General features: G+C 77.2%; 24 protein-coding genes and 1 riboswitch. Of the genes, 11 read left to right on the forward strand and 13 right to left on the reverse strand.

The window, feature by feature from the left end:
• Positions 1-64: 64 nt before the first annotated feature.
• Positions 65-1,465 carry a radical SAM domain-containing protein gene (locus D0Z06_RS17840; RefSeq protein ID WP_117378895.1) on the forward strand — a complete coding sequence of 467 codons (1,401 nt, stop codon included), beginning with the start codon at positions 65-67 and terminating at the stop codon, positions 1,463-1,465.
• Here the strand turns inward: D0Z06_RS17840 and D0Z06_RS17845 are convergent.
• From D0Z06_RS17845 to D0Z06_RS25900, 4 genes are read right to left on the reverse strand one after another with little or no spacing between them, the layout of a single operon-like run.
• Positions 1,452-2,492 carry an ABC transporter ATP-binding protein gene (locus D0Z06_RS17845; RefSeq protein WP_117378896.1) on the reverse strand — a complete coding sequence of 347 codons (1,041 nt, stop codon included), beginning with the start codon at positions 2,490-2,492 and terminating at the stop codon, positions 1,452-1,454. The genes D0Z06_RS17840 and D0Z06_RS17845 overlap by 14 nt on opposite strands.
• On the reverse strand, positions 2,489-3,310 hold the full coding sequence (locus D0Z06_RS17850) for an ABC transporter permease (RefSeq protein ID WP_233517781.1): 822 nt from the start codon (positions 3,308-3,310) through the stop codon (positions 2,489-2,491). Before D0Z06_RS17850 ends, D0Z06_RS17845 begins: the two co-directional genes overlap by 4 nt.
• Positions 3,301-4,158 (reverse strand): ABC transporter permease subunit, encoded by an 858-nt coding sequence (locus D0Z06_RS17855; protein ID WP_233517782.1) that lies wholly within the window; start codon positions 4,156-4,158, stop codon positions 3,301-3,303. The genes D0Z06_RS17850 and D0Z06_RS17855 overlap by 10 nt, the downstream gene beginning before the upstream one ends.
• Positions 4,155-4,556 carry a type 2 periplasmic-binding domain-containing protein gene (locus D0Z06_RS25900; RefSeq protein ID WP_199522391.1) on the reverse strand — a complete coding sequence of 134 codons (402 nt, stop codon included), beginning with the start codon at positions 4,554-4,556 and terminating at the stop codon, positions 4,155-4,157. The genes D0Z06_RS17855 and D0Z06_RS25900 overlap by 4 nt, the downstream gene beginning before the upstream one ends.
• 579 nt (positions 4,557-5,135) lie before the next feature.
• On the opposite strand from D0Z06_RS25900, the gene D0Z06_RS17865 reads away from it, so the two are divergent.
• Positions 5,136-5,762, forward strand: a complete 627-nt coding sequence (locus D0Z06_RS17865; protein WP_117378897.1) for a CDP-alcohol phosphatidyltransferase family protein — start codon at positions 5,136-5,138, stop codon at positions 5,760-5,762.
• Positions 5,763-5,770: 8 nt separating this feature from the next.
• On the opposite strand, the gene D0Z06_RS17870 is transcribed toward D0Z06_RS17865, so the two are convergent.
• The gene (locus D0Z06_RS17870; protein ID WP_117378898.1) at positions 5,771-7,201 is read right to left on the reverse strand and encodes a dihydrolipoyl dehydrogenase family protein; all 1,431 of its coding nucleotides are present in this window, start codon (positions 7,199-7,201) and stop codon (positions 5,771-5,773) included.
• Between the two features lie 67 nt (positions 7,202-7,268).
• Here D0Z06_RS17870 and D0Z06_RS17875 point away from each other — a divergent pair, with 67 nt between their 5' ends.
• The 5 genes from D0Z06_RS17875 to D0Z06_RS17895 all read left to right on the forward strand — a co-directional run bounded on the left by D0Z06_RS17875 (position 7,269) and on the right by D0Z06_RS17895 (position 13,408).
• Positions 7,269-8,465, forward strand: a complete 1,197-nt coding sequence (locus tag D0Z06_RS17875) for a flavin-containing monooxygenase (protein WP_158580024.1) — start codon at positions 7,269-7,271, stop codon at positions 8,463-8,465.
• Positions 8,393-9,907: a TldD/PmbA family protein gene (locus tag D0Z06_RS17880; RefSeq protein ID WP_117378900.1), complete on the forward strand. Its 1,515-nt coding sequence runs from the start codon at positions 8,393-8,395 to the stop codon at positions 9,905-9,907. The genes D0Z06_RS17875 and D0Z06_RS17880 overlap by 73 nt, the downstream gene beginning before the upstream one ends.
• Complete coding sequence (locus tag D0Z06_RS17885; protein WP_117378901.1) at positions 9,904-11,292, forward strand: metallopeptidase TldD-related protein; 1,389 nt, start codon at positions 9,904-9,906, stop codon at positions 11,290-11,292. The genes D0Z06_RS17880 and D0Z06_RS17885 overlap by 4 nt, the downstream gene beginning before the upstream one ends.
• A 181-nt stretch (positions 11,293-11,473) precedes the next feature.
• Positions 11,474-11,776: a hypothetical protein gene (locus tag D0Z06_RS17890; RefSeq protein ID WP_117378902.1), complete on the forward strand. Its 303-nt coding sequence runs from the start codon at positions 11,474-11,476 to the stop codon at positions 11,774-11,776.
• A 621-nt stretch (positions 11,777-12,397) separates the two neighbouring features.
• Entirely contained in the window at positions 12,398-13,408 is a 1,011-nt protein-coding gene (locus D0Z06_RS17895; protein ID WP_117378903.1) for a C40 family peptidase, read from the forward strand.
• Between the two features lies 1 nt (position 13,409).
• Here the strand turns inward: D0Z06_RS17895 and D0Z06_RS17900 are convergent, their stop codons facing one another.
• On the reverse strand, positions 13,410-14,117 hold the full coding sequence (locus D0Z06_RS17900) for a YdeI/OmpD-associated family protein (protein ID WP_117378931.1): 708 nt from the start codon (positions 14,115-14,117) through the stop codon (positions 13,410-13,412).
• 110 nt (positions 14,118-14,227) lie between these two features.
• Positions 14,228-15,262: a uroporphyrinogen decarboxylase family protein gene (locus D0Z06_RS17905; protein WP_117378904.1), complete on the reverse strand. Its 1,035-nt coding sequence runs from the start codon at positions 15,260-15,262 to the stop codon at positions 14,228-14,230.
• Between the two features lie 51 nt (positions 15,263-15,313).
• Between D0Z06_RS17905 and D0Z06_RS17910 the strand changes: the two genes are divergently transcribed.
• On the forward strand, positions 15,314-15,679 hold the full coding sequence (locus D0Z06_RS17910) for an LbetaH domain-containing protein (protein WP_233517783.1): 366 nt from the start codon (positions 15,314-15,316) through the stop codon (positions 15,677-15,679).
• On the opposite strand, the gene metX is transcribed toward D0Z06_RS17910, so the two are convergent.
• The 5 genes from metX to D0Z06_RS17930 form a co-directional block, all read right to left on the reverse strand.
• Positions 15,627-16,751 (reverse strand): homoserine O-acetyltransferase MetX, encoded by a 1,125-nt coding sequence (gene metX, locus D0Z06_RS17915; protein WP_199522392.1) that lies wholly within the window; start codon positions 16,749-16,751, stop codon positions 15,627-15,629. The genes D0Z06_RS17910 and metX overlap by 53 nt on opposite strands.
• A gap of 3 nt (positions 16,752-16,754) precedes the next feature.
• Positions 16,755-18,047 (reverse strand): bifunctional o-acetylhomoserine/o-acetylserine sulfhydrylase, encoded by a 1,293-nt coding sequence (locus D0Z06_RS17920; protein WP_117378905.1) that lies wholly within the window; start codon positions 18,045-18,047, stop codon positions 16,755-16,757.
• A gap of 45 nt (positions 18,048-18,092) precedes the next feature.
• A riboswitch (SAM riboswitch) is annotated at positions 18,093-18,208 on the reverse strand.
• A 55-nt stretch (positions 18,209-18,263) separates the two neighbouring features.
• Positions 18,264-18,728 (reverse strand): hypothetical protein, encoded by a 465-nt coding sequence (locus D0Z06_RS25465; RefSeq protein WP_158580025.1) that lies wholly within the window; start codon positions 18,726-18,728, stop codon positions 18,264-18,266.
• Positions 18,725-19,642 carry a mechanosensitive ion channel family protein gene (locus tag D0Z06_RS17925; protein ID WP_117378906.1) on the reverse strand — a complete coding sequence of 306 codons (918 nt, stop codon included), beginning with the start codon at positions 19,640-19,642 and terminating at the stop codon, positions 18,725-18,727. Before D0Z06_RS17925 ends, D0Z06_RS25465 begins: the two co-directional genes overlap by 4 nt.
• A 94-nt stretch (positions 19,643-19,736) precedes the next feature.
• The gene (locus D0Z06_RS17930; RefSeq protein WP_117378907.1) at positions 19,737-20,108 is read right to left on the reverse strand and encodes a hypothetical protein; all 372 of its coding nucleotides are present in this window, start codon (positions 20,106-20,108) and stop codon (positions 19,737-19,739) included.
• 144 nt (positions 20,109-20,252) lie between these two features.
• Between D0Z06_RS17930 and D0Z06_RS17935 the strand changes: the two genes are divergently transcribed.
• Entirely contained in the window at positions 20,253-20,648 is a 396-nt protein-coding gene (locus D0Z06_RS17935; protein WP_233517785.1) for a VOC family protein, read from the forward strand.
• 44 nt (positions 20,649-20,692) lie between these two features.
• Positions 20,693-21,643 carry an EamA family transporter gene (locus tag D0Z06_RS17940; RefSeq protein WP_117378909.1) on the forward strand — a complete coding sequence of 317 codons (951 nt, stop codon included), beginning with the start codon at positions 20,693-20,695 and terminating at the stop codon, positions 21,641-21,643.
• Between the two features lie 49 nt (positions 21,644-21,692).
• Here the strand turns inward: D0Z06_RS17940 and D0Z06_RS17945 are convergent, their stop codons facing one another.
• Positions 21,693-22,694 carry an ABC transporter substrate-binding protein gene (locus tag D0Z06_RS17945; RefSeq protein ID WP_117378910.1) on the reverse strand — a complete coding sequence of 334 codons (1,002 nt, stop codon included), beginning with the start codon at positions 22,692-22,694 and terminating at the stop codon, positions 21,693-21,695.
• Between the two features lie 113 nt (positions 22,695-22,807).
• On the opposite strand from D0Z06_RS17945, the gene D0Z06_RS17950 reads away from it, so the two are divergent.
• Positions 22,808-23,764: a siderophore-interacting protein gene (locus D0Z06_RS17950; RefSeq protein ID WP_117378911.1), complete on the forward strand. Its 957-nt coding sequence runs from the start codon at positions 22,808-22,810 to the stop codon at positions 23,762-23,764.
• The last annotated feature ends 109 nt before the right edge of the window (positions 23,765-23,873 follow it).

The raw sequence follows: 23,873 nt of genomic DNA on the forward strand, positions 1-23,873 counted from the left end.
GACGGCCGCGGCACGGGCCGGCACGGCCACCGGCGGCGAGGCGGCGAGGCGGCGAGGGGGCTCGGTGGGACGGCTGACGGCGCGGTGGCGGGAGCTGGTGGAGCGCACCCGCCCGGTGCACCCCGGGACGGCGCGGGCCCTGGCCGAGCGCTGGGCGGCGCTGCCCGCGCACGTGCGGACGCCCGCGCAGGTCCTCGGCCGGCACGCGGTCGGCTGCGAGGGGACCCACGGTGTCTTCCCCCGCTGCAACCTGACCTGCTCGCCCTGCTACCACTCGGCGGACGCGAACAAGGTCCGCGTCGACGGCGGGCACACGCTGCGCGAGGTCACCGCCCAGATGGCGCTGCTGCGCCGGCGGCGCGGGCCCTACGCGCACGCCCAGCTCATCGGCGGCGAGGTCACCCTGCTGGCGCCCGACGACCACGCCGCGGCGCTGCAGGCCATGCGCGCGGCCGGCCGCTCCCCGATGTCGATGACCCACGGGGACGTCGACGCCGGGTACCTGCGCGCGCTGGTCACCGGCCCCGACGGGCGGCGGCGCTTCGACCGGCTCAGCTTCGCCGGGCACTTCGACTCGCTCATGCGCGGCCGCCGCGGCGCGGTGCGGCCGCGCAGCGAGGCCGAGCTGCACCCGTTCCGGCAGCGCTTCGTGCAGCAGTTCCGGGACCTGCGCGCCGAGACCGGGCTGCGGTACCACCTGGCCCACACCATGACCGTGGCGCCGGCCAACCTCGACCAGGTCGCCGCGACCGTCCGCGCCGTGCTGCCGATGGGCTTCTCGATGATGAGCTTCCAGCCGGCCGCGCACGTCGGGGACGCGCGCCGGTGGAAGGAGAGCTACACCGAGGTCGACGCCGACGCGGTGTGGGCCGAGCTGGAGCGCGCGCTGGGCCGCCGGGTGCCGCACGAGGCGGTCGAGTTCGGCGACCCGCGCTGCAACCGGCTGGCCTTCGGGTTCCTCGCCGACGGCGCCTGGCACCCGTTCGTCGACCCCGCCGACCCGGCGGAGTTGGCCGCGCGCGATGCGTTCCTCGCCCACTTCGGCGGGGTGGCCTTCAGCGGGACCCCGCCGGTGCTGCTGGCCGTCAAGGTGCTGCGGGTGCTGCGGCACCACCCCGGGGACGTGGCGGTCGCGCTGCGCTGGGCCCGCCGGGTGCTGCGCCGGGCCGGGGGGCCGCGGCGGCTGCTGACCGCCGCCCGGGCCCGCCGGCTGCGCCTGATGACCTTCGAGGTGCACAGCTTCATGGACGCCGCCGACGTGGCCCCGGCCTGGGCGCTCATGCGGCGCGGCGAGGTGGCGGAGGAGCCGCGGCTGCGCGCCACCCAGGAGCGGCTGGCGGCCTGCACCTACTCGATGGCCCACCCGGAGACGGGGGAGCTGGTGCCGGCCTGCGTGCAGCACTCGGTGCTCGACCCGGGGGAGAACGCCCGGCTGCGCCGGCTGCTGCCGCTCACCCCGGTCTGACCGGGACGACGTGCCGGGCGGCGACCGGCAGCCGCAGGCCGACCACCGCGCCCGCGACCACGTCGTCCCCCGGGGTCAGCTCGGCGTGCACGGCGACCCCGCCGGCGTCCACCGTGACCAGCGGGCGCAGGCCGCGGTACCGCACCCGGACGACGGTGCCGGTGACGTCGGCGTGCCCGGCGGCGAGCGCGACCGCCTCGGGCCGGACGACGAGCACGCCGGGCCCGTCGGCGACCGGCCCGGGCAGCGCCAGGGCTCCCAGCGGCGAGTGGTGCACGCCGGCGCGCACCTGCCCGGGCACCTCGGTGCGCCCGCCGAGCAGGCGGCTGACCGACAGGGACGCCGGCCGGGCGTGCAGCTCGGCCACCGGCCCGTGCTGCTGCAGCCGGCCGGCCTCGAGCACCGCGACGGTGTCGGCCAGGGCGGCGGCCTCCGCGGGGTCGTGCGTGACCAGCAGGACGGTCGGGGCCAGCCGGGCCCGCAGGTCGACCAGCAGCTCGTGCATCTCCTCGCGCAGCGGGGCGTCGAGCGCGCTGAACGGCTCGTCCAGCAGGAGCACCCGCGGCTCGGCGGCCAGCGCCCGGGCCAGCGCCACCCGCTGCTCCTGCCCGCTCGAGAGCTCCCGGGGTGCCCGGTCGCCGAGCCCGGCCAGGCCCACCAGGTCGAGGAACTCCGCGGCCCGCGCCCGGGCCCGCCGCCGCGGGGCACCGCGCACCCGGTCGGCGTAGGCGACGTTGTCGCGCGCGGACAGGTGCGGGAACAGCAGCGGCCGCTGGAAGACCATCGCCACGCCCCGCCGCTCCGGGGGGACGCCGGCGAGATCGCGGCCGTCGAGGTGCACGCTGCCGCGGGTCGGCTCGTCCAGGCCGGCGGTCAGCCGCAGCACGGTGCTCTTGCCGGAACCGGAGGGCCCGAGCACCGCCACGCACGACCCGGCCGGCACCGCGAGGTCCAGGCCGTCCAGCGCCGGCGGCCGGCCCCGGCCGTGCACGCGGGTCAGGCCGGTCAGCCGCAGCTCCCCGCTCACCGGCGTCCCCCGCGCGCCCGGCGACCCGGCACCCCGACCAGCGCCAGCAGCGCCAGCGGCGGCAGCACCGCGGTCAGCGACAGCACCGCCACCTGCGCCTCGTTGCCGGTCGCCGAGGCCGCCGACCCGATGAGCAGCGGCAGCGTCACCAGCCGGCCGCCGCCGACGAGCAGGGTCACCACGTAGTCGCTCCACCCGACGAGGAAGGCGAGGAAGGCCGCGCCGGCCAGGGCGGGCGCGAGCAGCGGGACCTGCACCCCGCGCAGCACCTGCCAGGGCGTGGCGCCCAGGGTCCGGGCCTCCTCCTCGAAGCCGCGGTCCTGCGCGGCGAGCGCGGCCCTCAGCACGATCGTGGTGTAGGGCAGGGCGGCCACGGTGAGCAGCAGCACGACGCCGGCGGTGGCCGGCACCCGCAGCCGCAGCAGCAGCACGTCCAGCCCCAGCGCCACGGCGAACGGCGGGAGCACCAGCGGGGAGAGCAGCACGGCGAGCACCGCACCGGGCCGGGGCACCCGGTGCACGACCAGCGCACGGGCGGCCAGGGCGCCCAGCGGGGTGGCCAACACCGCGACCGCCGCCCCCAGCGCCGTCGACCGGGCCAGCGCGGCGGGGCCCCCGGCGGCCAGGGCGTCCCGCAGCCCGTCGGTGCCCAGCTCCTGGGGCAGCACCGCCGGGGCCGACCACCGGTCGGCGACCGCCCAGAGCAGCAGCGGCACCAGCGGGAGCACCAGCCACGCGGCCAGCACCGCGCGGCCGAGCCGGGTGGCGAGCACCGCGCGGCCCGGCCGCGCCGCGGCCCGCCGCCCGATCAGCCCCACGCCGCCAGCCGCCGCAGCGCGCGCAGGGCGAGGACGACCGCCAGCAGCGCCAGCCCGGCGGTGACCACCGCGACGGCCGCGCCCTGGGGCCGGGCGGCCAGGTCGATCGAGGTCGACAGGCGGACGGCGAGCACGGGCAGCGGCTCCGGCGCGGCCCGGCCGAGCAGCGCAGCCACCTCGTAGGAGCCGAGCACGTACACGAAGGAGATCGCCGAGGCCGCACCGAGCGCCGGCGCGGCCAGGGGCAGGGTGACCGTCCGGAACCGGGCCCAGCGGCCGGCGCCGAGCACCGCGGCGGTCTCCCCGTAGGAGCGCGACCGGGAGGCGAGCACGCCCCCGACGACCAGCGCCACGAAGGCGGACTCCTTCCAGGCGTACTCGGCGACCACCGCCACCCACCAGCGGCCGCCGACCAGGGCCGGCCAGTCCTCCGGCGCCACGCCGAGCAGCCGCGGCAGGAACCCCGCGTCGGCCAGCAGCAGGCCCATCGCCGCCGCGCCGACCAGGTGGGGGACCGGGACGGTCGCCGCGCTCAGCGCGCCGAGCAGCCGGCTGCGGCGGGCCGTGGCGACCGCCGCCAGCGCCAGGGCCAGGCCGACGGCCGCGGCGGCGGCGGTCGCCGCCGCGGCGATGGCCAGCGACAGCGGGACGGCGGAGGCGAGCTGGTCGGCCGGCGCGGTGAACGCCGCACCGGTCAGCCGGGGCTCCCCGACCAGCGGGGCCAGGCCGAGCGCGGCCAGCAGCGCCGAGGTGAGCGCGGCGCCGACCACGGCGACCACGGGCACCAGCGCCGGCAGCACCAGCAGCAGCCCGGTCCGCCGTCCGCGGGCCCCCGGCGGCCCGCTCACCCGCCGAGCACCGCCCTCCGCCAGCCCTCGTCGAGGGCGGTCACCCAGCCGGCCGACAGCTCCGGCTGCGCGTTCGCCGCGAGCTCCTCGTAGGGCGGGACGACGGGGGAGGCCGGCAGCTGCTCGAACCCGCGCCGGTCGGCGGGGTCGAGCCGGTCGAGGTCGAGGACGGTGAACTGGCCCCACGTGGCCGGGTCGGCCTTGGCCAGCTGCTGCTCGGGGGAGAGCGCGAGGTCGGCCACGACCAGCGCCCCCGCGCTGTCGCCGGAGGTGGAGGGCACGGCCAGGAAACTGGCGTTGCCGAACGTGCCCTCCTCCAGGGTCAGCACCCGCGTCGTCCCGGGGAAGGTGCCGTCGGCGACCAGGTCGGTGAGCGTCGCCGGGCCGTAGGTCATCATCAGGTCCACCTGCCCGTCGGCGTAGAGCCGGTCGAGCTCCTGCAGGGTCTGCGGGTAGGTTCGGCAGCGTGCCGGCCCACCCGCACAGCCAGGCGCCGGCCTGGCGCCCGGTGGCGTAGTTCTCGCCGTTGACCCATACCAGGTCGACGTCGCCGTCGGTGACCCCGGCCTGGCGCTCGGAGAGCACCCGGTCGACCGCCTCGCCGGTGTCGGCCACCGGCACGCGCCGCAGGGTGACGCCCAGCTCGGCCGCCGCCGGGGCGAGGACGTCGTCGACGTAGGCGTTGCCCTGCTCGTCCCCGCCGTACATCCACAGGTCCACGGTCTGCCCCTCGGCCTCGGCCAGCACCTCCGACCACGGCCGCTCGGCCGCGGCCGGGGCCTCGGCGTCCGGGGCGGCGCACCCGGCCAGCGCCACTCCGGCCAGCAGGACGGCGACCAGGGCACGGGCGGTCGGGCGTCGGGGGGCTCGGGGCACGGCGTCCTCCTGCGGTGGGGGCTGTCTGGTTTCCTTCGTGCCGGACGGCCGTCCCGGATGACCTCCCGCGCCCGGGGGCCGGCCGCGGGAGGAGCGTGCGCGTGCTCGACGGTGCCGCCCGCCGGCTGCTCGACGCCCCGCTGGCCCGGGCGGCGGTCCGCCTCGACCGGCCCGCCGTGACGCCCGACCGGCTGACGGTGACCGGCCTGGTCCTCGGCCTGGGCAGCGCGGTCGCCGCGACGGCCGCCTGGTGGCTGCCCGCGCTGGTGCTGTGGCTGGTCTCCCGGGCCGCCGACGGGCTGGACGGGCCGCTGGCGCGGCGCCGGCGCGCGGCCGGCGGCCCGGCGGACGCCGGGGCCGGCGGGTTCCTCGACATCACCGCGGACTTCTGCGTCTACGGCGCCGGCGTGCTCGGGGTCGCGCTGGGGGTGACCCGCGAGTTCGGCGCCCCGTGGGAGCCCTTCCTCGTCGTGCTGCTCGCCTACTACGTCAACGGGACGGCGTTCCTCGCCTTCTCCTCGATCGCCGAGCGGGCCGGCCGGCGGCTCGACGACGGCCGCTCCCTGTCGTTCCTCGGCGGGCTGGCCGAGGGCACCGAGACGATCGCGGTGCACGCGCTGTGGCTGCTGCTCCCGGCGGTGGCCTGGCAGCTGGCCTGGGGGTGGGCGGCCGTCGTCGCGGTGACCGCCGGGTACCGGATCCACGTCGGGTACCGGCTGCTGCGCTGACCGGGGGTTCACCGGGCGCCGCGGTCGGTCCACCGCCGCAGCCGCACCACCGCGCGCAGCAGGGCGGCCGGCACCGGCGCGGCCAGCCGGGCGCGCAGGTCGTCGAGCGCGGCGTCGACCACCGCGTCGTCGTACGTGGGGTAGGCGTGCGTGGTGCCCGCGAGGTCCCGGGCGCGCAGGCCCCGGCGGACGGCGAGGGTCAGCTCGGCGAGGGTCTCCCCGGCCCGGGGCCCGACGACGGTCGCGCCGACCACCCGCCGGCGCCGGTCGAGCACCAGCGTGGTGGACCCGTCCGTCACGCCTTCGGCGACCGCGCGGTCCAGCCGGGTGTGCGGCACCCGGCGGACGGTCAGCCCGGCGGCCCGCGCCTCGTCGGGCCGGGTCCCGACCGCGGCCAGCTCGGGGGAGGTGTACGTGACCCGGGGGACGACGGGGTCGGCCCGGCGGGCCAGCCCCAGCACGGCGTTGCCGGCCGCCACGCTGCCGTGCATCCCGGCGGTGTGGGTGAAGAAGGGCGGGCCGGTGACGTCGCCGGCGGCCCACACGCGGGGGTTGCTCGTGCGCAGCGTCGCGTCGACGGCGACGGTCCCGTCGTCGCGGAGGTCGACGCCGGCCACGGCGCAGCCCAGCCCGTCGGTGCGGGCCTGCCGCCCGACGGCCACGAGCAGCCGGTCGAAGGGCAGCCGCGTGCCGTCGGCCAGGTGCAGCGCACCCGGGGAGACCCGCTCGGCCGCGGCGCCGGTGCACACCCGCACGCCGTCGTGGCACAGGGCGGCGGTGACGGTCGCCGCGGCGTCGGCGTCCTCCTCGGGGAGCAGCCGGTCGGCGGCCTCGACGAGGGCGACCTCGGCGCCGAGCCGGGCGAGGGCCTGCCCCAGCTCGCAGCCGATCGGGCCGCCGCCGAGCACCACCACCCGGCCGGGCAGCTCCTCGAGGTCCCACACCGTGTCGCTGGTCAGCGGGCCGGCCGCGGCCAGCCCCGGCACGGGGGGCAGCAGCGGCGCGGCGCCGGTGGCCAGCAGCGCGGCGCGGAACCGCACCTCGCGGTCGCCGACGCGGGCCCGGTCGGACCCGGTGAGCACCGCCTCCCCCGCCAGCACGGTCACGCCGGCCGCCTCGAGCGCCTCCGGGGAGTCCTCGGGCTGCAGGGTCCGGATCGCGGCCTGCACGTGCGCCCGCACCCGGGCGAAGTCCACCCGCACGTCGCCGACGTCGACGCCGAGGCGGGCCGCCGCCCGGGCGTCGGCCGCCGCGGACGCGGCCGCCAGCAGCGCCTTGGAGGGCACGCACCCGGTCCACAGGCAGTCGCCGCCCGTGCGGTCCCGCTCGACCAGCGCCACCCGGGCACCGAGGGTGGCCGCGGTGTGGGCCCCGACCAGACCGGCCGTACCCCCGCCGACGACGAGCAGGTCCCACGGGGCGGCTGGGCGGCGGCGCACCCGTCGCAGGCTAGGGGATGGCGCACGACCGCACCGGGTGAGCGGGCGGCGGGGCAGGATGGGAGCGGTGAGCCTGCCCGCCCGGACGGTCGACGTCCTCGTCGTCGGAGCGGGCCAGGCGGGGCTCGGCACCGCCCGCCGGCTGGTCGACGCAGGGGTCCCCGACGTCCTCGTGCTCGAGGCCGCCGAGGTCGGCGCGAGCTGGACCGGGCGCTGGGCCGGCCTGCGGCTGTTCACCCCCCGCCGGTTCAGCACGCTGCCCGGCCTGCCCTTCCCACCCGGCCCCGGGGAGTCCCCGACCCGGCTGGAGATGGCCGCCTACCTGCGGCGCTACGCCGACGTCCTCGACGTCCCGGTGGTGACCGGGACACCGGTCACCGGGCTGACGCGGGCGGGCACCGGGTTCCGCGCGGCGACCCCGGCCGGGGAGGTGACCGCCCGGCAGGTGGTGGTGGCCACCGGCCCCCACCGCCGCCCCCGGGTGCCCGCCGCCGCCGCCGACCTCGCCCCCGACGTCGTCGCGCTGCACTCCTCCGCCTACCGGGAGCCGGCCGACCTGCCCGACGGCCCGGTGCTGGTCGTCGGCGGCGGCAACTCCGCCGCCCAGCTCGCGCTCGAGCTGGCCGCCACCCGGCCGGTCACGGTCGCCGCACCCGGCGTCCCCCGCGCCCTGCCGACGCACGTGCTCGGCATCAGCCTCTACCGGTGGCTGCTGGTCACCGGGGTGCTCAACGCCGGCAGCGGCACGCCGGTCGGGCGGCTGGTGCGGCGGCGGGACGAGGCGGTGTTCGGCCGGGACCTGCCCCGCGCGGTCCGGGCCGGGCGGGTGCGCCTGGTGCCGCACCGGGTGGTGGGCGCCGCCGGCCGCGCGGTCACCCTCGCCGACGGCAGCGTCCTGCCGGTGCACGCCGTCCTCTGGTGCACCGGCTTCCTGCCCGACACCGGCTGGCTGGAGATCCCCGGCGCCCTCGGGCCGGGCGGTGAGCCGGTGCACCGGCGCGGCGCCTCGCCGGTCCCCGGGCTGCACTGGATGGGCCTGCCCTGGCAGACCCGGGTCAACTCCGGGCTGGTGGACGGCGTGGACCGGGACGCCCGCCGCACCGCCGGCCGCATCCGCCGCGCGCTGGACGGGGCCGTCGGCCGGCGTGACCTCGGCGGGCCCCCTCCCCACCGGCTTGGTAGACAGACCCGGTGGCCGGACCCCGCGACGTCGACGCCTCCTTCCTCGCCCTGCCCCTCTCCGCGCTGGCCGACGCGGCCCTGACCCGCGCCCGCGACCTCGGGTGCGAGCACGCCGACCTGCGCGTCGAGCGGATCCGCACCCAGACGATCAGCCTGCGTGACGCCCGCCTGGAGGCGCTCGCCGACGGCGAGGACCTCGGCCTGGCCGTCCGCGTGGTGCACGAGGGCACGTGGGGCTTCGCCGCCGGCGTCGTCCTCACCGCGGCCGAGGCGGTGCGGCTGGCCGAGGAGGCCGTGGAGGTGGCGCGGGTGTCGGCGGCGGTGGCCACCGACCGCGTCGAGCTGGCCCCCGAGCCGGTGCACGACGGCGTCACCTGGGTCTCCGGCTACGACGTCGACCCCTTCACCGTGCCCGACGCCGAGAAGACCGGGCTGCTGCGCGAGCGCTCGGAGCGGCTCCTGGCCGCCGACGGGGTGGAGCACGTCCAGGCGCACTGCACGGCGGTCAAGGAGCAGAAGTTCTACGCCGACACCGCCGGCACCCGGACCACCCAGCAGCGGGTGCGCACCGCCTCGGACCTGACCGCGCTCACCGTCGACCGGGCCACCGGGTCGTTCGAGAGCATGCGCACGCTGGCCCCGCCGGCCGGCCGGGGCTGGGAGTACCTCACCAGCACGGGCTGGGACTGGGACGCCGAGCTGGCCGGGATCCCCGAGCTGCTCCGCGAGAAGACCAAGGCCCCCTCGGTGCAGCCGGGGCGCTACGACCTCGTCGTCGACCCCTCCAACCTGTGGCTGACCATCCACGAGTCGGTCGGGCACGCCACCGAGCTCGACCGGGCGCTCGGCTACGAGGCCGCCTACGCCGGCACCTCGTTCGCGACCCCCGACCGGCTGGGCACGCTGCGCTACGGCTCGGAGCTGATGAACGTCACCGGCGACCGGGTCACCCCGCACGGGCTGTCCACGATCGGCTGGGACGACGAGGGCGTGCAGGCCCAGGCGTGGGACATCGTCCGGGACGGCGTCCTCGTCGGCTACCAGGTCGACCGCAACACCGCGCGGCTCGGCGGGCTGCCGCGCTCCAACGGCTGCGCCTTCGCCGACTCCCCGCAGCACGTGCCGGTGCAGCGCATGGCCAACGTGTCGCTGCGGCCGGCGCCCGGCGGGCCCTCGACCGAGGAGGTCATCGCCGGCGTCGAGCGCGGCATCTACGTGGTCGGCGACAAGAGCTGGTCGATCGACATGCAGCGCTACAACTTCCAGTTCACCGGCCAGCGCTTCTTCCGCATCGAGGGCGGCCGGCTGGCCGGGCAGCTGCGGGACGTGGCCTACCAGGCCACCACCACCGACTTCTGGGGCTCCCTGGCGGTCGTCGGCGGGCCGCAGACCCACGTGCTCGGCGGCGCCTTCAACTGCGGCAAGGGCCAGCCGGGGCAGGTGGCGCCGGTCAGCCACGGCTGCCCGACGGCGATGTTCGAGAACGTCACGATCCTCAACACGGTGCAGGAGGCCGGCCGGTGAACCCCGTCCGCCCGCAGGACGTCGTCGAGCAGGCGCTGGCCGCCTCCACCGCCGACGAGCAGGTGACCTTCGTGGTCGAGAGCTCGGAGGCCAACCTCCGCTGGGCGTCCAACAGCCTGACGACCAACGGCGTGATGCGCTCCCGCCGGGTCGTGGTCGTCTCCTTCGTCGACGGCGGCACCGGGATGGCGGCGGGCACCGTCGCGCGGACCGGCAGGCCGGACGTCGCGGAGCTCGTGGCCGCCAGCGAGCAGGCCGCCCGGGACGCCGGGCCCGCGGAGGACGCCGTCCCGCTGGTGGCCGAGGCCCCGCCGGGCTCCGGGCCCTGGGACGCCGAGGCCGCGGAGACCTCGATCGGCGTGTTCGCCGAGCTCGCCCCCGCCCTCGGGGAGGCCTTCGGCGCGGCCCGCGACCGCGACGAGCTGCTCTTCGGCTTCGCCGAGCACTCGATGACGACGACCTACCTGGGCACCTCCACGGGCCTGCGGCTGCGCCACGACCAGCCCACCGGCCGGGTGGAGCTCAACGGCAAGACCGCCGACCACGGCCGCTCGGTGTGGGCGGGTGCCGGGACCCGCGACTTCGCCGACGTCTCGATGGGGGCGCTGGCCGGCGAGGTCGCCCGCAAGCTGGACTGGGCGCAGCGGCGCGTCGACCTGCCCGCCGGCCGCTACGAGACCCTGCTGCCGCCCTCTGCGCTGGCCGATCTCATGGTCTACGCCTACTGGACGATGGAGGCGCGGGACGCCGACGAGGGCCGCAACGTCTACGCGCGGGCCGGCGGCGGCAACCGGATCGGCGAGCGCCTGGCCGCCCTCCCGCTGACCCTGCGCAGCGACCCGTTCGAGCCGGGCCTGGAGGCCTGCCCGTTCCAGGTGGTCGCCGGGTCCTCCGGCGCGGCGTCGGTGTTCGACAACGGGATGGCCACGCCCGCGGTGGACTGGATCTCCGGCGGCGTGCTCGGCGAGCTGATCCGCCCTCGCGCCTGGGCCCTGCGCACGACCGCACCCGCGACCGCCGCGGTCGACAACCTGGTGCTCGAGCTGCCCGAGGCGACGGCGTCCCTCGACGACATGGTCGCGTCCACCGACCGCGGCCTGCTGCTGACGACCCTCTGGTACATCCGCGAGGTGGACCCGCAGACCCTGCTCCTGACCGGGCTGACCCGGGACGGCGTCTTCCTCGTCGAGGGCGGCGAGGTCGTCGGGTCGGTGAACAACTTCCGCTTCAACGAGTCGCCGGTCGACCTGCTGGGCCGGATCACCGAGGCCGGGCGGACCGAGCGGACGCTGCCCCGGGAGTGGAGCGACTGGTTCACCCGCGCGGCGATGCCGACGGTGCGGGTCCCCGACTTCCACATGAGCTCGGTGAGCCCCGCGAGCTGACCGCGGGCGCCGTCCGGGGTGCCTCCCGGGTGCGGCAGCGCGGCTCACCCCTCCGGGGCACCCCGGTGTCCCCATCCGTCCCACGAACAGCACGCCGTACACGCGTGAGCACTCTCCGCAGTTACCGTGTCCCCGATTGCACGGGAGGCCCCATGGAGGGGGCCGTCGAGGGGAGCTCCTCATGACGCGGAACCAGAAGCCGTCGGTCTTCCAGATCGGTCAGGTCTGGGAGGACGGTGACGTGGTCGTCGTCTCCGGCTGGGGCCTGGGGCTGTGCGCCTCGGCCTGCGCCTGCCACCGGCACCCCTCGGCCGGCCACCTGTCCATCGCCGAGGACCAGGCCCGCGGCCTGCTCGGCCTGGCCAGCTTCCGCCCCGACGGCTGCACCTGCTGCGAGCCGTGGACGGCCGACGAGCTCGGCGCCGTCCTGCGCGACCTCGAGGTCGTCGCCGGTCTCGACGCCGAGGAGCCCCTCGCCGGCTGAGCAAGGACCCCCTGCCCCCCGCCACTCGCTCCGCTCGCGGCGGGACCCTGCAGAGGGCCACCCTCCCTCCCCACCCCTCGTCCCTCGGGGCGGTGCCCTGGGAGGGGGCCGCCTGCCCCCCGCCACTCGCTCCGCTCGCGGCGGGACCCTGCAGAGGGCCACCCTCCCTCCCCACCCCTCGTCCCTCGGGGCGGTGCCCTGGGAGGGGGCCGCCTGCCCGAGGTGAGCCCCCGGACGCGGCCGGACCCGCCCCACCACCGGGCGCAGGCCGGCGGGATCCGCGCGCCCGCCGGTGCCGCCGGACCCGGGAGAACGCCACCGGCGGCGGGGCGCCGCCGTGGACCCGGTCCCGCCGCGACCGGTCGTGGGCGTGGCCGGCAGCACCCACCACGCCCCGGAGCCGGCGCGGTCGCCGACCGCCCGGCCCCGCCGCCGGTAGCGCACCCCACCGACGCCGACCCCCGCCCGCTGCGGCGCGAGGACACCCCTGGGACGGGTGTGGCGGACGGGGCTCGACGGGAGCCACCCGGCCCGCGCGCCGACCCTCACGCCGAGCTGATCTCTCCCTACCGTGCGTAGCAACGCGCTCGGGACGGCCGGGCGCCACGGGGAGGGGACGGCATGCTGCGCACCCGCACGACACGCCGACGCTGGGCGGGCGCCGCTCTCGCGGTCGGGGCTGCCGTCGCCGTCGTCCTCGGCCCCACCCCCGCGGGTGCCACCCCGGACACCGCGGACGAGGCCGCCCGGCTGGTGGCCGAGACCGGCCAGCAGCTGACCGACCTCGACGAGCAGGTCCACCAGGCCGAGGTCACCGTCGCCGAGCAGCAGGCCACCGCCACCGCCGCGGCCGGGACGGCCGCCGAGGCGGAGGCCGCCCTGGCCGCCTACGAGCCGCAGCTGCGGGCGCTGGCGCAGAGCTCGCAGACCAGCCGGTCGCGGATGGCCGCCTTCCTCACCGGTGACTCGGCCGCCGACGTCATCCAGCAGATGACCACCCTCGACCTGATCGCCGACCACACCGAGGGGCTGATCGCCGAGGTCTCGGCCGCCCAGCGCGCCGCCGACGAGGCCCGGGCCGCCGCGGACCAGGCCGAGGCGCAGGCCCAGGCGTCGCTGGCCACCCTCCGGGAGCAGCGGGCCGAGGTGCAGCGGCGGATCGACGAGTACGAGGCCGACTTCGCCCGCCTGTCGGCCGCGGAGCAGGCCGCCGTCACCGCCACCCTGGCCGGGCCGGCGCTGCCGGCGCCGTCCACCGCCGCGGTCGTCGCGGCGGCGCCCAGCGAGGCCGCGGGCACCGTCGTGGCCACCGCCCTGGGGCAGGTCGGCGACCCGTACGTGTGGGGCGCCTCGGGGCCGAACGGGTTCGACTGCTCGGGCCTGACCCAGTACGCCTACGCGGCGGTCGGCGTCTCGCTCCCGCACTCGAGCGGCGCGCAGTCCCGGCTGGGCGTGGCGATCCCCCGCGCGCAGCTCCAGCCCGGCGACGTCGTGTACTTCTACTCGCCGGTCAGCCACGTCGGCATCTACGTGGGCAACGGGATGATGGTGCACGCGCGGACCTTCGGGCAGCCGGTCGCGGTCACCACCGTGGACATGCGCGGCTACGCGGGCGCCCGCCGCATCCTCTGAATCACGCCGGCGGGCGGCCCTCGGCGAGCGCCGTGACCAGCCGCTCGATGCGGCGGGTCCGCGTGGCGGCGGTGGCGGCGGTCTGCACGCGGAACAGCACGGCGAAGCGGTTGGTCCCGTCGAGCGCGTCGAACGCCGCCCGCGCCGCCGGGACGGCGTCCAGCGCGGCGGCGAGGTCCTCGGGCACGGTGGCCGTCGCGGGGCCGGCGTAGGCCCGCTCCCACCGGCCGTCGGCGCGGGCGGCCTCGACCGCGGCCAGCCCCGCCGGCCGCATCCGCCCGGCCGCCGTGAGGGCCCCCACCGCGGCGACGTTCTTCTGCGACCAGACGCTCCGCGGCCGGCGCGGGGTGATCCGCTGCAGGTAGGCGCGCTCGTCGAGCGAGTTCGCCCGGCCGTCGATCCAGCCGAAGCACAGGCAGCTCTCGACCACCTCCGGGTAGGTCACCGAGGCGATGCCGGAGCCCTTCTTCGCGATCCGCACGTAGAGGCCGGGGGCGGTGGCGTGCTCGGCCTCCAGCCAGGCCTCGAACGCGGCCTGGTCGGGGAAGGCCAGGACGGGCAGGTCGTCGGGTACCGGCACGCCCGTGATCGTGGCCGTGCCGCGAGCCGGCGTCCAGGGGTGACCGCCGCTGCCCGCCGCGGCCACCTCCGCGGCCACCTCCGCGGCCACCCCCACGGCCACCTCCGCTCCCACCTCCGCAGTGATCATGGAGTTCTTGCCGGACGACACGGGCGACACGCCGCCGCGGCCTGCAGCAACCCCGTGATCACCGGCGCGGGCGGGGGCAGGACGCGGACGACGGCCCTCGGGGAGGGCGGCTAGAGCTCGGTGCGCAGCCGTGCCGCCGCCCGCGTCAGGGCCCGCATCTTGCCCTCGGCCGAGGCCCGCGGCAGGTACTTCAACCCGCAGTCGCTGGTGAGCACCAGCCGGGACACGTCGACGTCGTCCAGCGCCCGGCGCACCCGCTCGGCCACCTGGCCGGGGGTCTCGACCGCCGGCGTCGAGAGGTCGAGCACCCCGAGCGCGATGCCCTTGCCGCGCAGCGGGCGCAGCTGCGCGGGGTCGAGCCCCGACTGCGCCGTCTCGACCGACACGGTGTCCACGGGGGTGTCGGCCAGCTCGGGCAGGAACGAGTAGCCGGTCGGCCGGTCGGCCACCATCGCGGCGTAGCCGAAGCACAGGTGCAGGTGCACCGGGCCGGCGGCGCCCTCCACGGCGCGGGTGACGGCCTCCGCCCCGTACCGGCGGGCCACCTCCGGCCGGGCCTGCAGCCAGGGCTCGTCGAGCTGCAGGATGTCGGCGCCGGCGGCGAAGAGGTCGGCGATCTCCTCGCGGACGACCTCGGCGTAGGCCAGCGCCAGGGACCGGTCGTCGCCGTAGTGCTCGTCCTGGGCCTGCTGGGCCATGGTGAACGGCCCGGGCAGCGTCACCTTGACCGTCCGCTCGGTGTGCGCCCGGAGGAACGCCACGTCGCGGGCCTGCACCGGCGCCGGCCGGCGGAGCGGCCCGACCACCCGGGGCACCGGGATCTGCTGCCCCGAGCGGTTGGTCACCGACCCCGGGTCGTCGAGGTCGACGCCCTCCAGCGCGGTGGCGAAGTGGTTGGAGTAGGACTCCCGGCGCTGCTCCCCGTCGGTCACGATGTCCAGGCCGGCGACCTCCTGCGACCGCAGCGCCAGCAGCGTCGCGTCGTCCTGGGCCTGCTCCAGCAGGTCCGGCGCGACCCGCCACAGCTCCCGGGCGCGGACCCGCGGCGGGAACCGGTGGGCGAGCCGGTCCCGGTCGATGAGCCAGTCGGGCTGGGGCAGGCTGCCGACGACGGAGGTGGGCAGCGGCGGGAGCGGTGCGGGCACGCCCGGCAGTCTGACGGGTGCGGGGCCACCCGGCCTGTGCTGGGTGGGCCCGTGGCCGACAACTACATCGCCGAGCTGGACTCCGGCGCTCCCCGCATCGACGACGAGGCCTCCGTGGCGCCCACCGCGGTGGTGGTCGGCCGCGGCGTCACCGTCGGGCAGCGGGTGGTGCTGCACGGCGCCCGGGTGGACGACGACGTGCCGGTCGGCATGGGCAGCGTGGTGGTGAACGGGGCGCACATCGGGTCCGGTTCGATCGTCGCGGCCGGCGCCGTGGTCACCCGGGGCAAGCAGTGCCCACCCGGGTCGGTGATCGCCGGGGTGCCGGCGACGCCCCGGGATGACCGGGCCGCGGCGCGGGGGCTCAGGCGCCCAGCAGCTCCCGGACCAGCGCGCCGACCGCCTCGACCTCGATGAGGAAGCCGTCGTGCCCGTACGGCGAGCGGACGACGCGCAGCGGCACCCCGAGGGCGTCGGCGACCTCCTGCTGCAGCGCCGGCGGGTACAGCCGGTCGCTGTCCACCGCCGCCACCACGGTGCGCGCCGTGACGCGGGACAGCGCCGCGGCCACCCCGTCCCGGCCGCGCCCGACGTCCCAGTCGTTCATCGACCCGGTCAGCAGCACGTAGCTGCCGGGGTCGAACCGGGCGGCCAGCTTGTCCGCGTGGTGGTCGAGGTAGGAGGCGACGGCGTACCGGCCGTCGTCCTGCACCGCCGCGCCGAAGCGCTCGTCGAGCTCCAGGGCGCTGCGGTAGGTGAGGTGGGCGATCCGCCGGGCGATGCCCAGACCGGCGACCGGGCCGGGGCCGGGCAGGTAGTCCCCGCCGGCCCACGCCGGGTCGGCGCGGATCGCGGCCTGCTGGGTCGTCTGCGTGCCGATCTGGTCGGCGGTGGCGGCCGCCCCGGAGGCGAGGAACAGCAGCCCCTCCACCCGGTCGGGGCGGGCGACCGCCCACTCCAGCGCGCGCATGCCCCCCATCGACCCGCCCAGCACCGCGGCCCACCGCTCGACGCCGAGCGCGTCGGCCAGGGCGGCCTCCACGGCCACCTGGTCGGCCACGGTGACCTCCGGGAAGCGGGAGCCCCACGGCGCGCCGTCCGGTGCGGCGGACGAGGGCCCCGTCGTCCCCTGGCAGCCGCCCAGCACGTTGGCGCAGACGACGAACAGCCGGTCGGTGTCCAGCGCCTCTCCGGGGCCCACCAGCCCGTCCCACCAGCCCGGCGTCGGGTGGCCGGGGCCGGCCGGCCCGGCGAGGTGGCTGTCGCCGGTCAGCGCGTGCTCGACGAGGACGGCGTTGCCGCCGCCGGGGGCCAGCGTGCCCCACGTCTCGTACGCCACCCGGACCGCCGGGAGGGTCCCGCCGCGCTCGAGGCGGAGCGGGCCCTCCAGGTCGAGGAAGCGCCGGTCCCCGGGCGGGTCGCCCTCGCGCCAGCCCCCCGGGCGCGGCGGGGTCCAGGGCGCGGGGCGCACGTCCTGGACCCCGCGCACGGCTCAGGCCTCCTTCGCCGCGCGGAAACCGGCCTCCAGGTCGGCGAGGATGTCGTCGATCCCCTCCAGCCCCACCGCCAGCCGCACCAGGCCCGGGGTCACCCCGGTGGTCAGCTGCTCCTCCGGGGTCAGCTGCGAGTGGGTGGTCGACGCGGGGTGGATGACCAGGCTGCGCACGTCACCGATGTTGGCCACGTGGCTGTGCAGCTCCAGGGCGTCGACGAACCGCTTGCCGGCCTCCACGCCGCCGTGCAGCTCGAAGGTGAGGACGGCGCCGGCGCCGCGCGGGGCGTACCTGCGCTGCGCGGCGTGCCACGGGGACGACGGCAGGCCCGGGTAGTTGACCCGGTCCACCGCGTCGTGGCCCTCGAGGAACTCGGCCACCCGCTGGGCGTTGGCCACGTGCCGCTCCATGCGCAGCGACAGCGTCTCGATGCCCTGCACCACGAGGAAGGCGTTGAACGGCGAGACCGCCGGGCCGAGGTCGCGCAGCAGCTGCACCCGCGCCTTGAGCGCGTAGGCCGGCGCCCCCAGGTCGGCGTACACGACCCCGTGGTAGGTCGGGTCGGGCTCGGTGAACTGCGGGAACTTGCCGCCCGTCCAGGAGAAGTTGCCCGAGTCGACGATGAGCCCGGCGATCGCGGTGCCGTGGCCGCCCAGGTACTTGGTCGCCGAGTGCACCACGACGTCGGCGCCGAACTCGATCGGCCGGACCAGGTACGGCGTGGCGATCGTGTTGTCGACGATGAGCGGCACGCCGTTGCGGTGGGCCACCTCGGCGACCGCGCTGATGTCCAGGACGTCGCCCTTCGGGTTGCCGATCGACTCCCCGTAGAAGGCCTTGGTGTTCTCGCGGACCAGGGACTGCCAGTTCTCCGGGTCGTCGGGGTCCTCGACGAAGGAGACGCTGACCCCGAGCTTGGGCAGCGAGTGGTGCAGCAGGTTGTAGGTGCCGCCGTACAGCGATGCCGAGGCGACGACGTGGCCCCCGGCCTCGGCGACGTTGAGGATCGCCAGGGTCTCGGCGGCCTGGCCGCTGGCGACCGCGAGCGCGGCCACCCCGCCCTCGAGCGAGGCCACGCGCTGCTCGAGCGCGTCCGTCGTCGGGTTCATGATCCGCGTGTAGATGTTGCCCATCTCGGCCAGCGCGAACAGGTCCGCGGCGTGCTGGGCGTCGCGGAACTGGTAGCTCGTCGTGGCGTAGATCGGCAGCGCGCGGGCGCCGGTGGTCGGGTCCGGGCTGGTGCCGGCGTGGATCTGCCGGGTCTCGAAGCTCCAGCTCCTCGGGTCGGTCATGCGCCGGGTCTCCTCTCGGTCGGGAGACCCCGCGGCGCACGGAGGGCTCCGTCCTTGCCGGGCGGCGGGTGCCGGCCGGCCGGCTCTTCCCCTGGAGCACCTCGGACGGAGTCGAGGTTGCCGGGCAGCCAGCCAGGTGCTTGACGCTGCCTCTCGTGAGCCAGGCGCGATCATAGGAGGCCGGTGACCGGCGCGTCACACCGGTCCCCGGCCCGGTCAGCCGCCGGTCGTCGGCTCCGCCGGTGCCTCCGTCGTCCCCGGGCCGGTGGGTTCGGCCGGGGTCGTGGTCGACGGCTCCTCGTCCTCCGGGGACTCCGGCCCGGTGGTGGTCGGGGCCGTGGTGGTCGGGGTCCGGGTCGTCGGCCCGGTGGTCGAGGGGGCCGTGGTGCCGGTCGGCTCGCCGGTCTCCTCGGGCGGGGTCGTCTCCGTCGCGGGGGCCTCGGTGCTCACCGGCGCCGGCTCCCCGGCCGGGGTGGCCGCCCCCGCGGGGGAGACGTCGGGCCGCACGTACAGGTAGAGCACACCGAGGGAGACGAACAGCAGCGCCAGGACCACCGTGGAGGTGCGGGCGCGGCCCAGGTGGTGCGGGACCATGCCGCGCAGGCCGGCGCGGCGCGGGGCGCTGTCGGGCGGCGAGGTGCGGACGCCGGGGGCGCCGCGGAGCTGGTCGTCGGGGGTCATCGGGTTCCCTCGGTGCGGGCGCCGGCCGGCTGCGGCACGGGGCGGCCGTCCTGCTCGGACAGCGGCGCGGTCGGCGGGGTGGGCAGGTTGAGGCCCTCGCGGCGGAAGGCGAGCACGATGCGGGCGCGCAGGTCGCGGCCCACCTCGAACTGCTTGCCGGGCAGGGTGCGGGCCACCACCCGGACGTTGACCTGGTCGAGGTCGAGGGTCTCCACGCCCATGACGCTGGGCTGGTCGAGCAGCAGCGGGCGCATCTGCTCGTCGCGGAAGGCCTCGGCCCCGACGTGGCGGAGGATCTCGTTGACGCGGTTGACGTCCATCGACGTCGGCACCGGGACGTCGACGACCGCGCGCGCCCAGTCGCGGGACAGGTTGACCACCTTGACGATCTGCCCGTTGGGCAGCGTCACAACCTCGCCGTCCGCCGACCGCAGCCGGGTGATCCGCAGCGTGACGTCCTCGATCGTGCCCTCGGCCGGGTCCCCGCCACCCACCACCTGGATGGAGACGACGTCACCGAACCCGTACTGCCGCTCGGTGATGATGAAGAACCCGGCCAGCACGTCGCCGACGATCCGCTGGGCACCGAAGCCGAGGCCCACGCCCAGCACGGTGGCCGGCGCGACCAGGCCGGTCACCGGGATGCTCAGCCGGTCCAGCACGAAGAAGACGGCGATCGTGTAGATCAGGACGATCAGCGTCCACCGGAGCACCTGGGTGAGCGAGTGCCGGTGCTTGGCCGCCTCCGAGCGGACGAGCGCGTCGCCGCCCGTGGCACGGGCGTCGATCCGGTCGGTGACGCGGTCGCCCACCCAGGTCACGAACCGGGCCAGCAGCACCGAGCCCAGGATGATCAGGACGATCTCGAGCCCGCGGCCGGCGAGCCAGTCGAGCAGTGCGGTCAACGGTTCCATCGGTTCCCAGCCTCTCCGTCCCGGCCGCGACCCGCCAGCGATCCGGGGTGTGACCTCGTCCCCGCACGCCGGGGGACACGACCGGCCGGTGCGGTCAGTTCCCGCGCCGGGTCTCCCACACCGCGAACGCCGTCCACGCCGCCCCGGCCACGGCCGCCACCACCCACACCCAGCGGATCGAGTCGGCCGGGTTGGACAGGACCAGCAGGACGGCGACGACGCACACCGCCCCGGCCAGCGGCGGCATGCGCAGCAGCGTGCTGAGGGTGCCCGGCCCCGGGACGGCGACGAAGACGACGAGCACCGCGACCAGGAGGAAGCCGCACAGGCCGGCGAGGAAGGCCGCGGTGACCCCGTACTCGCCGGGCAGCCCGACCGCACCGAGCCCGCACAGCACCGCACCGAGCGCCAGCCCCAGGAGCAGGCGGCGGCGCCGGCGGGACCAGGGCGGGCGGGGCTGGGTCACGGCGGGGGCCTCCTGGGCGGTGGGTCGGCGCGGCGGGTGCGCGGGCGGTGGGTCCCCGCGATGAGTTCCGGGTCCGGGCCCCGTCCTACCCCTGACGGGGCCCGGACACCTGCGCCCCCCGACGACAGGAGAGCGACCGTGCGGATGGTCTTCCTCAACCTGCCCGTGGCCGACCTCGCGACCAGCCGGGCCTTCTACGCCGGGCTGGGCTTCTCGTTCAACGAGCAGTTCTCCGACGAGCGCACCGCCTCCGTGGTGGTCGACGAGAACATCGTCGTGATGCTGCTCACCCGGGACCGGTTCGCCGACTTCGTCTCCGGGGAGGTCGGCGACCCCGCGGCCGCGACCACCCAGCTCACCGCCCTGTCCGCGGGCAGCCGGGACGAGGTGGACGCCCTGGTGGCGCGGGCGCTGGAGCACGGCGGGAAGCCGTGGCTGCCGCCGCAGGACCACGGGTTCATGTACGGCGCGAGCTTCACCGACCCGGACGGGCACGTCTGGGAGGTCATGTGGATGGACCAGCAGCACGTCGTGGACTGAGCCAGTAGGGGGCACGGGCCGTTACGGGGACTACCGTACGGCTCGTGCCCCGACCCGCACTCGGCTACGCCACCACCATCGGCGCGGCGGCGCTGTTCGCCGTCAACGGCACCGTCTCCACGCTCGCCCTGGAGGCCGGGGTGCCGCCGACCCGGCTGACCGCGCTGCGCTGCACCGGCGCGGCGGTCCTGCTCGTGGCCGCCCTCGCCGTGGCGGCGCCGGCGCGGCTGCGGCCGGCCCGCCGCGAGCTGCCCCTGCTCGCCGGGCTCGGGGTGGTCGGCGTGGCCCTCACCCAGTTCCTGTACTACGTCGCCATCGGGCGGTTGCCGGTCGGCATCGCGCTGGTCTTCGAGATGACCGCACCGGTGCTCATCGCCCTCTACGTCTGGCTGGTCCGCCGCGAACGGGTGCGCCGCCGGCTGTGGACGGCGCTGCTGCTCTCCCTCTCGGGCCTGGTCTTCGTCGCCGAGGTCTGGGAGGGCGGCGGGTCGCTGGACCCGCTGGGGGTGGCCGCCGGGCTGGCCGCCGCGGTCTGCCTGGCGACCTACTACCTGCTCGGCGAGCGGGGCACGGGCACCCGCGACCCGGTCACCCTCACCTGCTGGGGTTTCGTGGCCGCGGCGGCGTTCTGGGCGGTCGTCGCGCCGTGGTGGCGGTTCGACGCCGCCGTCCTCACCGCGCGGGTGCCGGTGTCGCTGGGGGACGTCACGGCGCCGCTGTGGCTGCTGGTGGCCTGGATCGTCGTCCTCGGGGCGGTGGTGCCGTTCTGGCTGTCGATCGCCGCGCTGCGCCACCTGCCGGCGACGACGGCCGGCCTGGTCGCCACGGTCGAGCCGGTGTTCGCCTCGGTGGTCGCCTGGTTGTGGGTGGAGCAGGTGCTCACCGGCTGGCAGGTCCTCGGCGGGGTCGTCGTCCTCACCGGGATCGCGCTGGCGCAGACCGCGCGCACCGCACCCGCCCCCGCGCCGCAGCCGGAGACCCTCGCCCCCTCGTGAGCGGAGTCGGAGTGCCGCGTGCGCGGAAACCTCGCACGCGGCACTCCACTCAGGGGGTGACGTCGGCGGCGGACTCGAGCCAGCCGGCCAGTTCCTCCATGTAGGCGGCCTGGGCGGCGTAGTCCATGCCGACGTACTTCCACGGGTGCAGCTGCCCCGACCCGACCGCCGGCAGCAGTGCCGCGGTCGGCTGGGCCGCGATCTCCTCGGGGGTCATGCTGAAGCGCAGCGAGTACAGCAGCACGTCGCTCGGGTAGCCGGGCACCTCCTCCCAGCCGACGGTCTCCCAGAAGTAGCCCTCGCCGCCCGGGTCGACGAACCGGACGCCGAGGTCGGAGTACAGCCGCAGGGCGGGGTCGTCGGGGGCCTTGGCCATCCACCAGCCGTCGGCCTCGGTGGCGTACACCGGCAGCACGGTGATCCCGCTCGCGGCCGCCTCGGTCAGCCGCGCCGAGGCCGCGTCGAAGTCCGCGCGGGCCGACTCGACGAGGCCGGCGTCCGCGCCGAGGGAGTCGGCCAGCTCGACGGTCCGCTCGATGACGTCGGCGGCCGAGCCGCGGTAGCCGATCGCGATGATCGGCGCGATCTCGGCGACCTGCTCCTGCTGCTCGACCGACTCGAAGCCGTAGAGGGGCTGGCTCTCGTCGAAGCTGCCGGAGGAGTCGACCGGGTAGACCGAGGTGACGATGACGTCCGGGTCGGCGGCGGCGAGCCGCTCGAGGTCGATCTGCCCGTAGCTCTCCCCGACGATCGCCAGGTCGGAGAGGTCCCGGCCCTCGAAGGCGACGTCGTCGGCGGCCGAGGTCTGCCCGAACGCGGCCACCGGCTCGACCCCGTAGTTCCACAGCGAGGCGACGACGTCGTTGAGCCCGGCCACCCGGGCGGGTGCCTCGTCGAGCTCGACGGTGGTGCCGAGGTCGTCGGTGAACTGCCAGCCGGCGCCGTCCCCGGTCGCCGCGGAGCCGGTAGGCCCGCCGGAACAGCCGGCCGCCGCCAGCGCTGCGGCCAGGGTGAGCGTGGCGCCGGCCAGGCGGCGCGGTCTGCGGTGCAACGGAGCTCCTCGCGGTCCGGGACGGGGCCTTCCCCCTCGGGCGAAAGGCAGGTTAGCCTCGCCTTACCTGGTGGCCGCAAGGGGGTCGCCCCGGAGCGAGACGGAGCCCCTGCATGACCGTTGCCGAGCAGGCCGAGGTCGCCGCCGCCCCCGGGTGGCAGTTCTTCGACGTGGCAGTGGCCGCCGTCCGGCGGCTGTCGCCGAGCTTCGTCCGGCTGACGTTCACCGGCCCCGGTCTCGAGGGTTTCGGGCTGGCCGGGGACGACCAGCGGTTCAAGCTGGTCCTCCCGCAGGACCCTGCGGGGATGCGCCGGCTGGTCGACCGCGGGTCGGACTGGTACGCCGAGTACTGCGCGATGCCCGAGGAGCAGCGACCGCACATCCGCACCTACACCGTCCGCGCCGCCCGGCCCGAGCGCGCCGAGCTCGACGTCGACGTCGTGCTGCACGGGGTGGACGACGGCCACGCCGGCCCGGCCGCGCGGTGGGCGGCCACCGCCGTCCCGGGCGACCGCGTCGTGCTGCTGGGCCCCGACCGGCCGGGCCGCGGCCGGATGTGGGGCGTGGAGTGGGCGCCCCCGCCCGCGGCGCGCACCCTGCTCCTGGCCGGCGACGAGACCGCCGTCCCGGCCGTCTGCGCGATCCTCGAGGCCCTCCCCGAGGGGCCGCGGGCCGTCTCTGCGCTCCTGGAGGTGCCCTGCGCCGCGGACGCGGTGGACATGGGCCTCCCGCCGGGCGTCCCGGTGCGCTGGCTGGCCCGCGACGGTGCGGCCCGCGGGTCGCTGCTGGTGCCGGCCGTGCACGCCGAGCTGTGCCGGCTCGGGGTGGCCTCGGCCGCCGCACCCGCGTCGGTCGAGGACGTCGACGTGGACGCCGGTCTCCTCTGGGAGGTCCCCGAGGCGGACGGCGACGCCGAGGCGGACGGCGACGCCACGGCGGGCTGCTACGCCTGGTTGGCCGGGGAGGCCGGGGTGGTCAAGGAGCTGCGCCGCCGGCTGGTCGGCGACCTCGGGCTGCCCCGGGCCTCGGTGGCCTTCATGGGCTACTGGCGCCAGGGCCGCGCCGGCTGACGCGGTCGCGGGTGGCCCGACCGGGCCCGGAGGGCGGGGGACCGGGCCCGGAGGGCGGGGGACCGGGCCCGGGGGGCGGGGGGAAGGAAGCTCTTCCCGCGTCCCGGGG

It is taken from the genome of Geodermatophilus marinus, assembly GCF_003428645.1.
GTDB lineage: Bacteria > Actinomycetota > Actinomycetes > Mycobacteriales > Geodermatophilaceae > Geodermatophilus.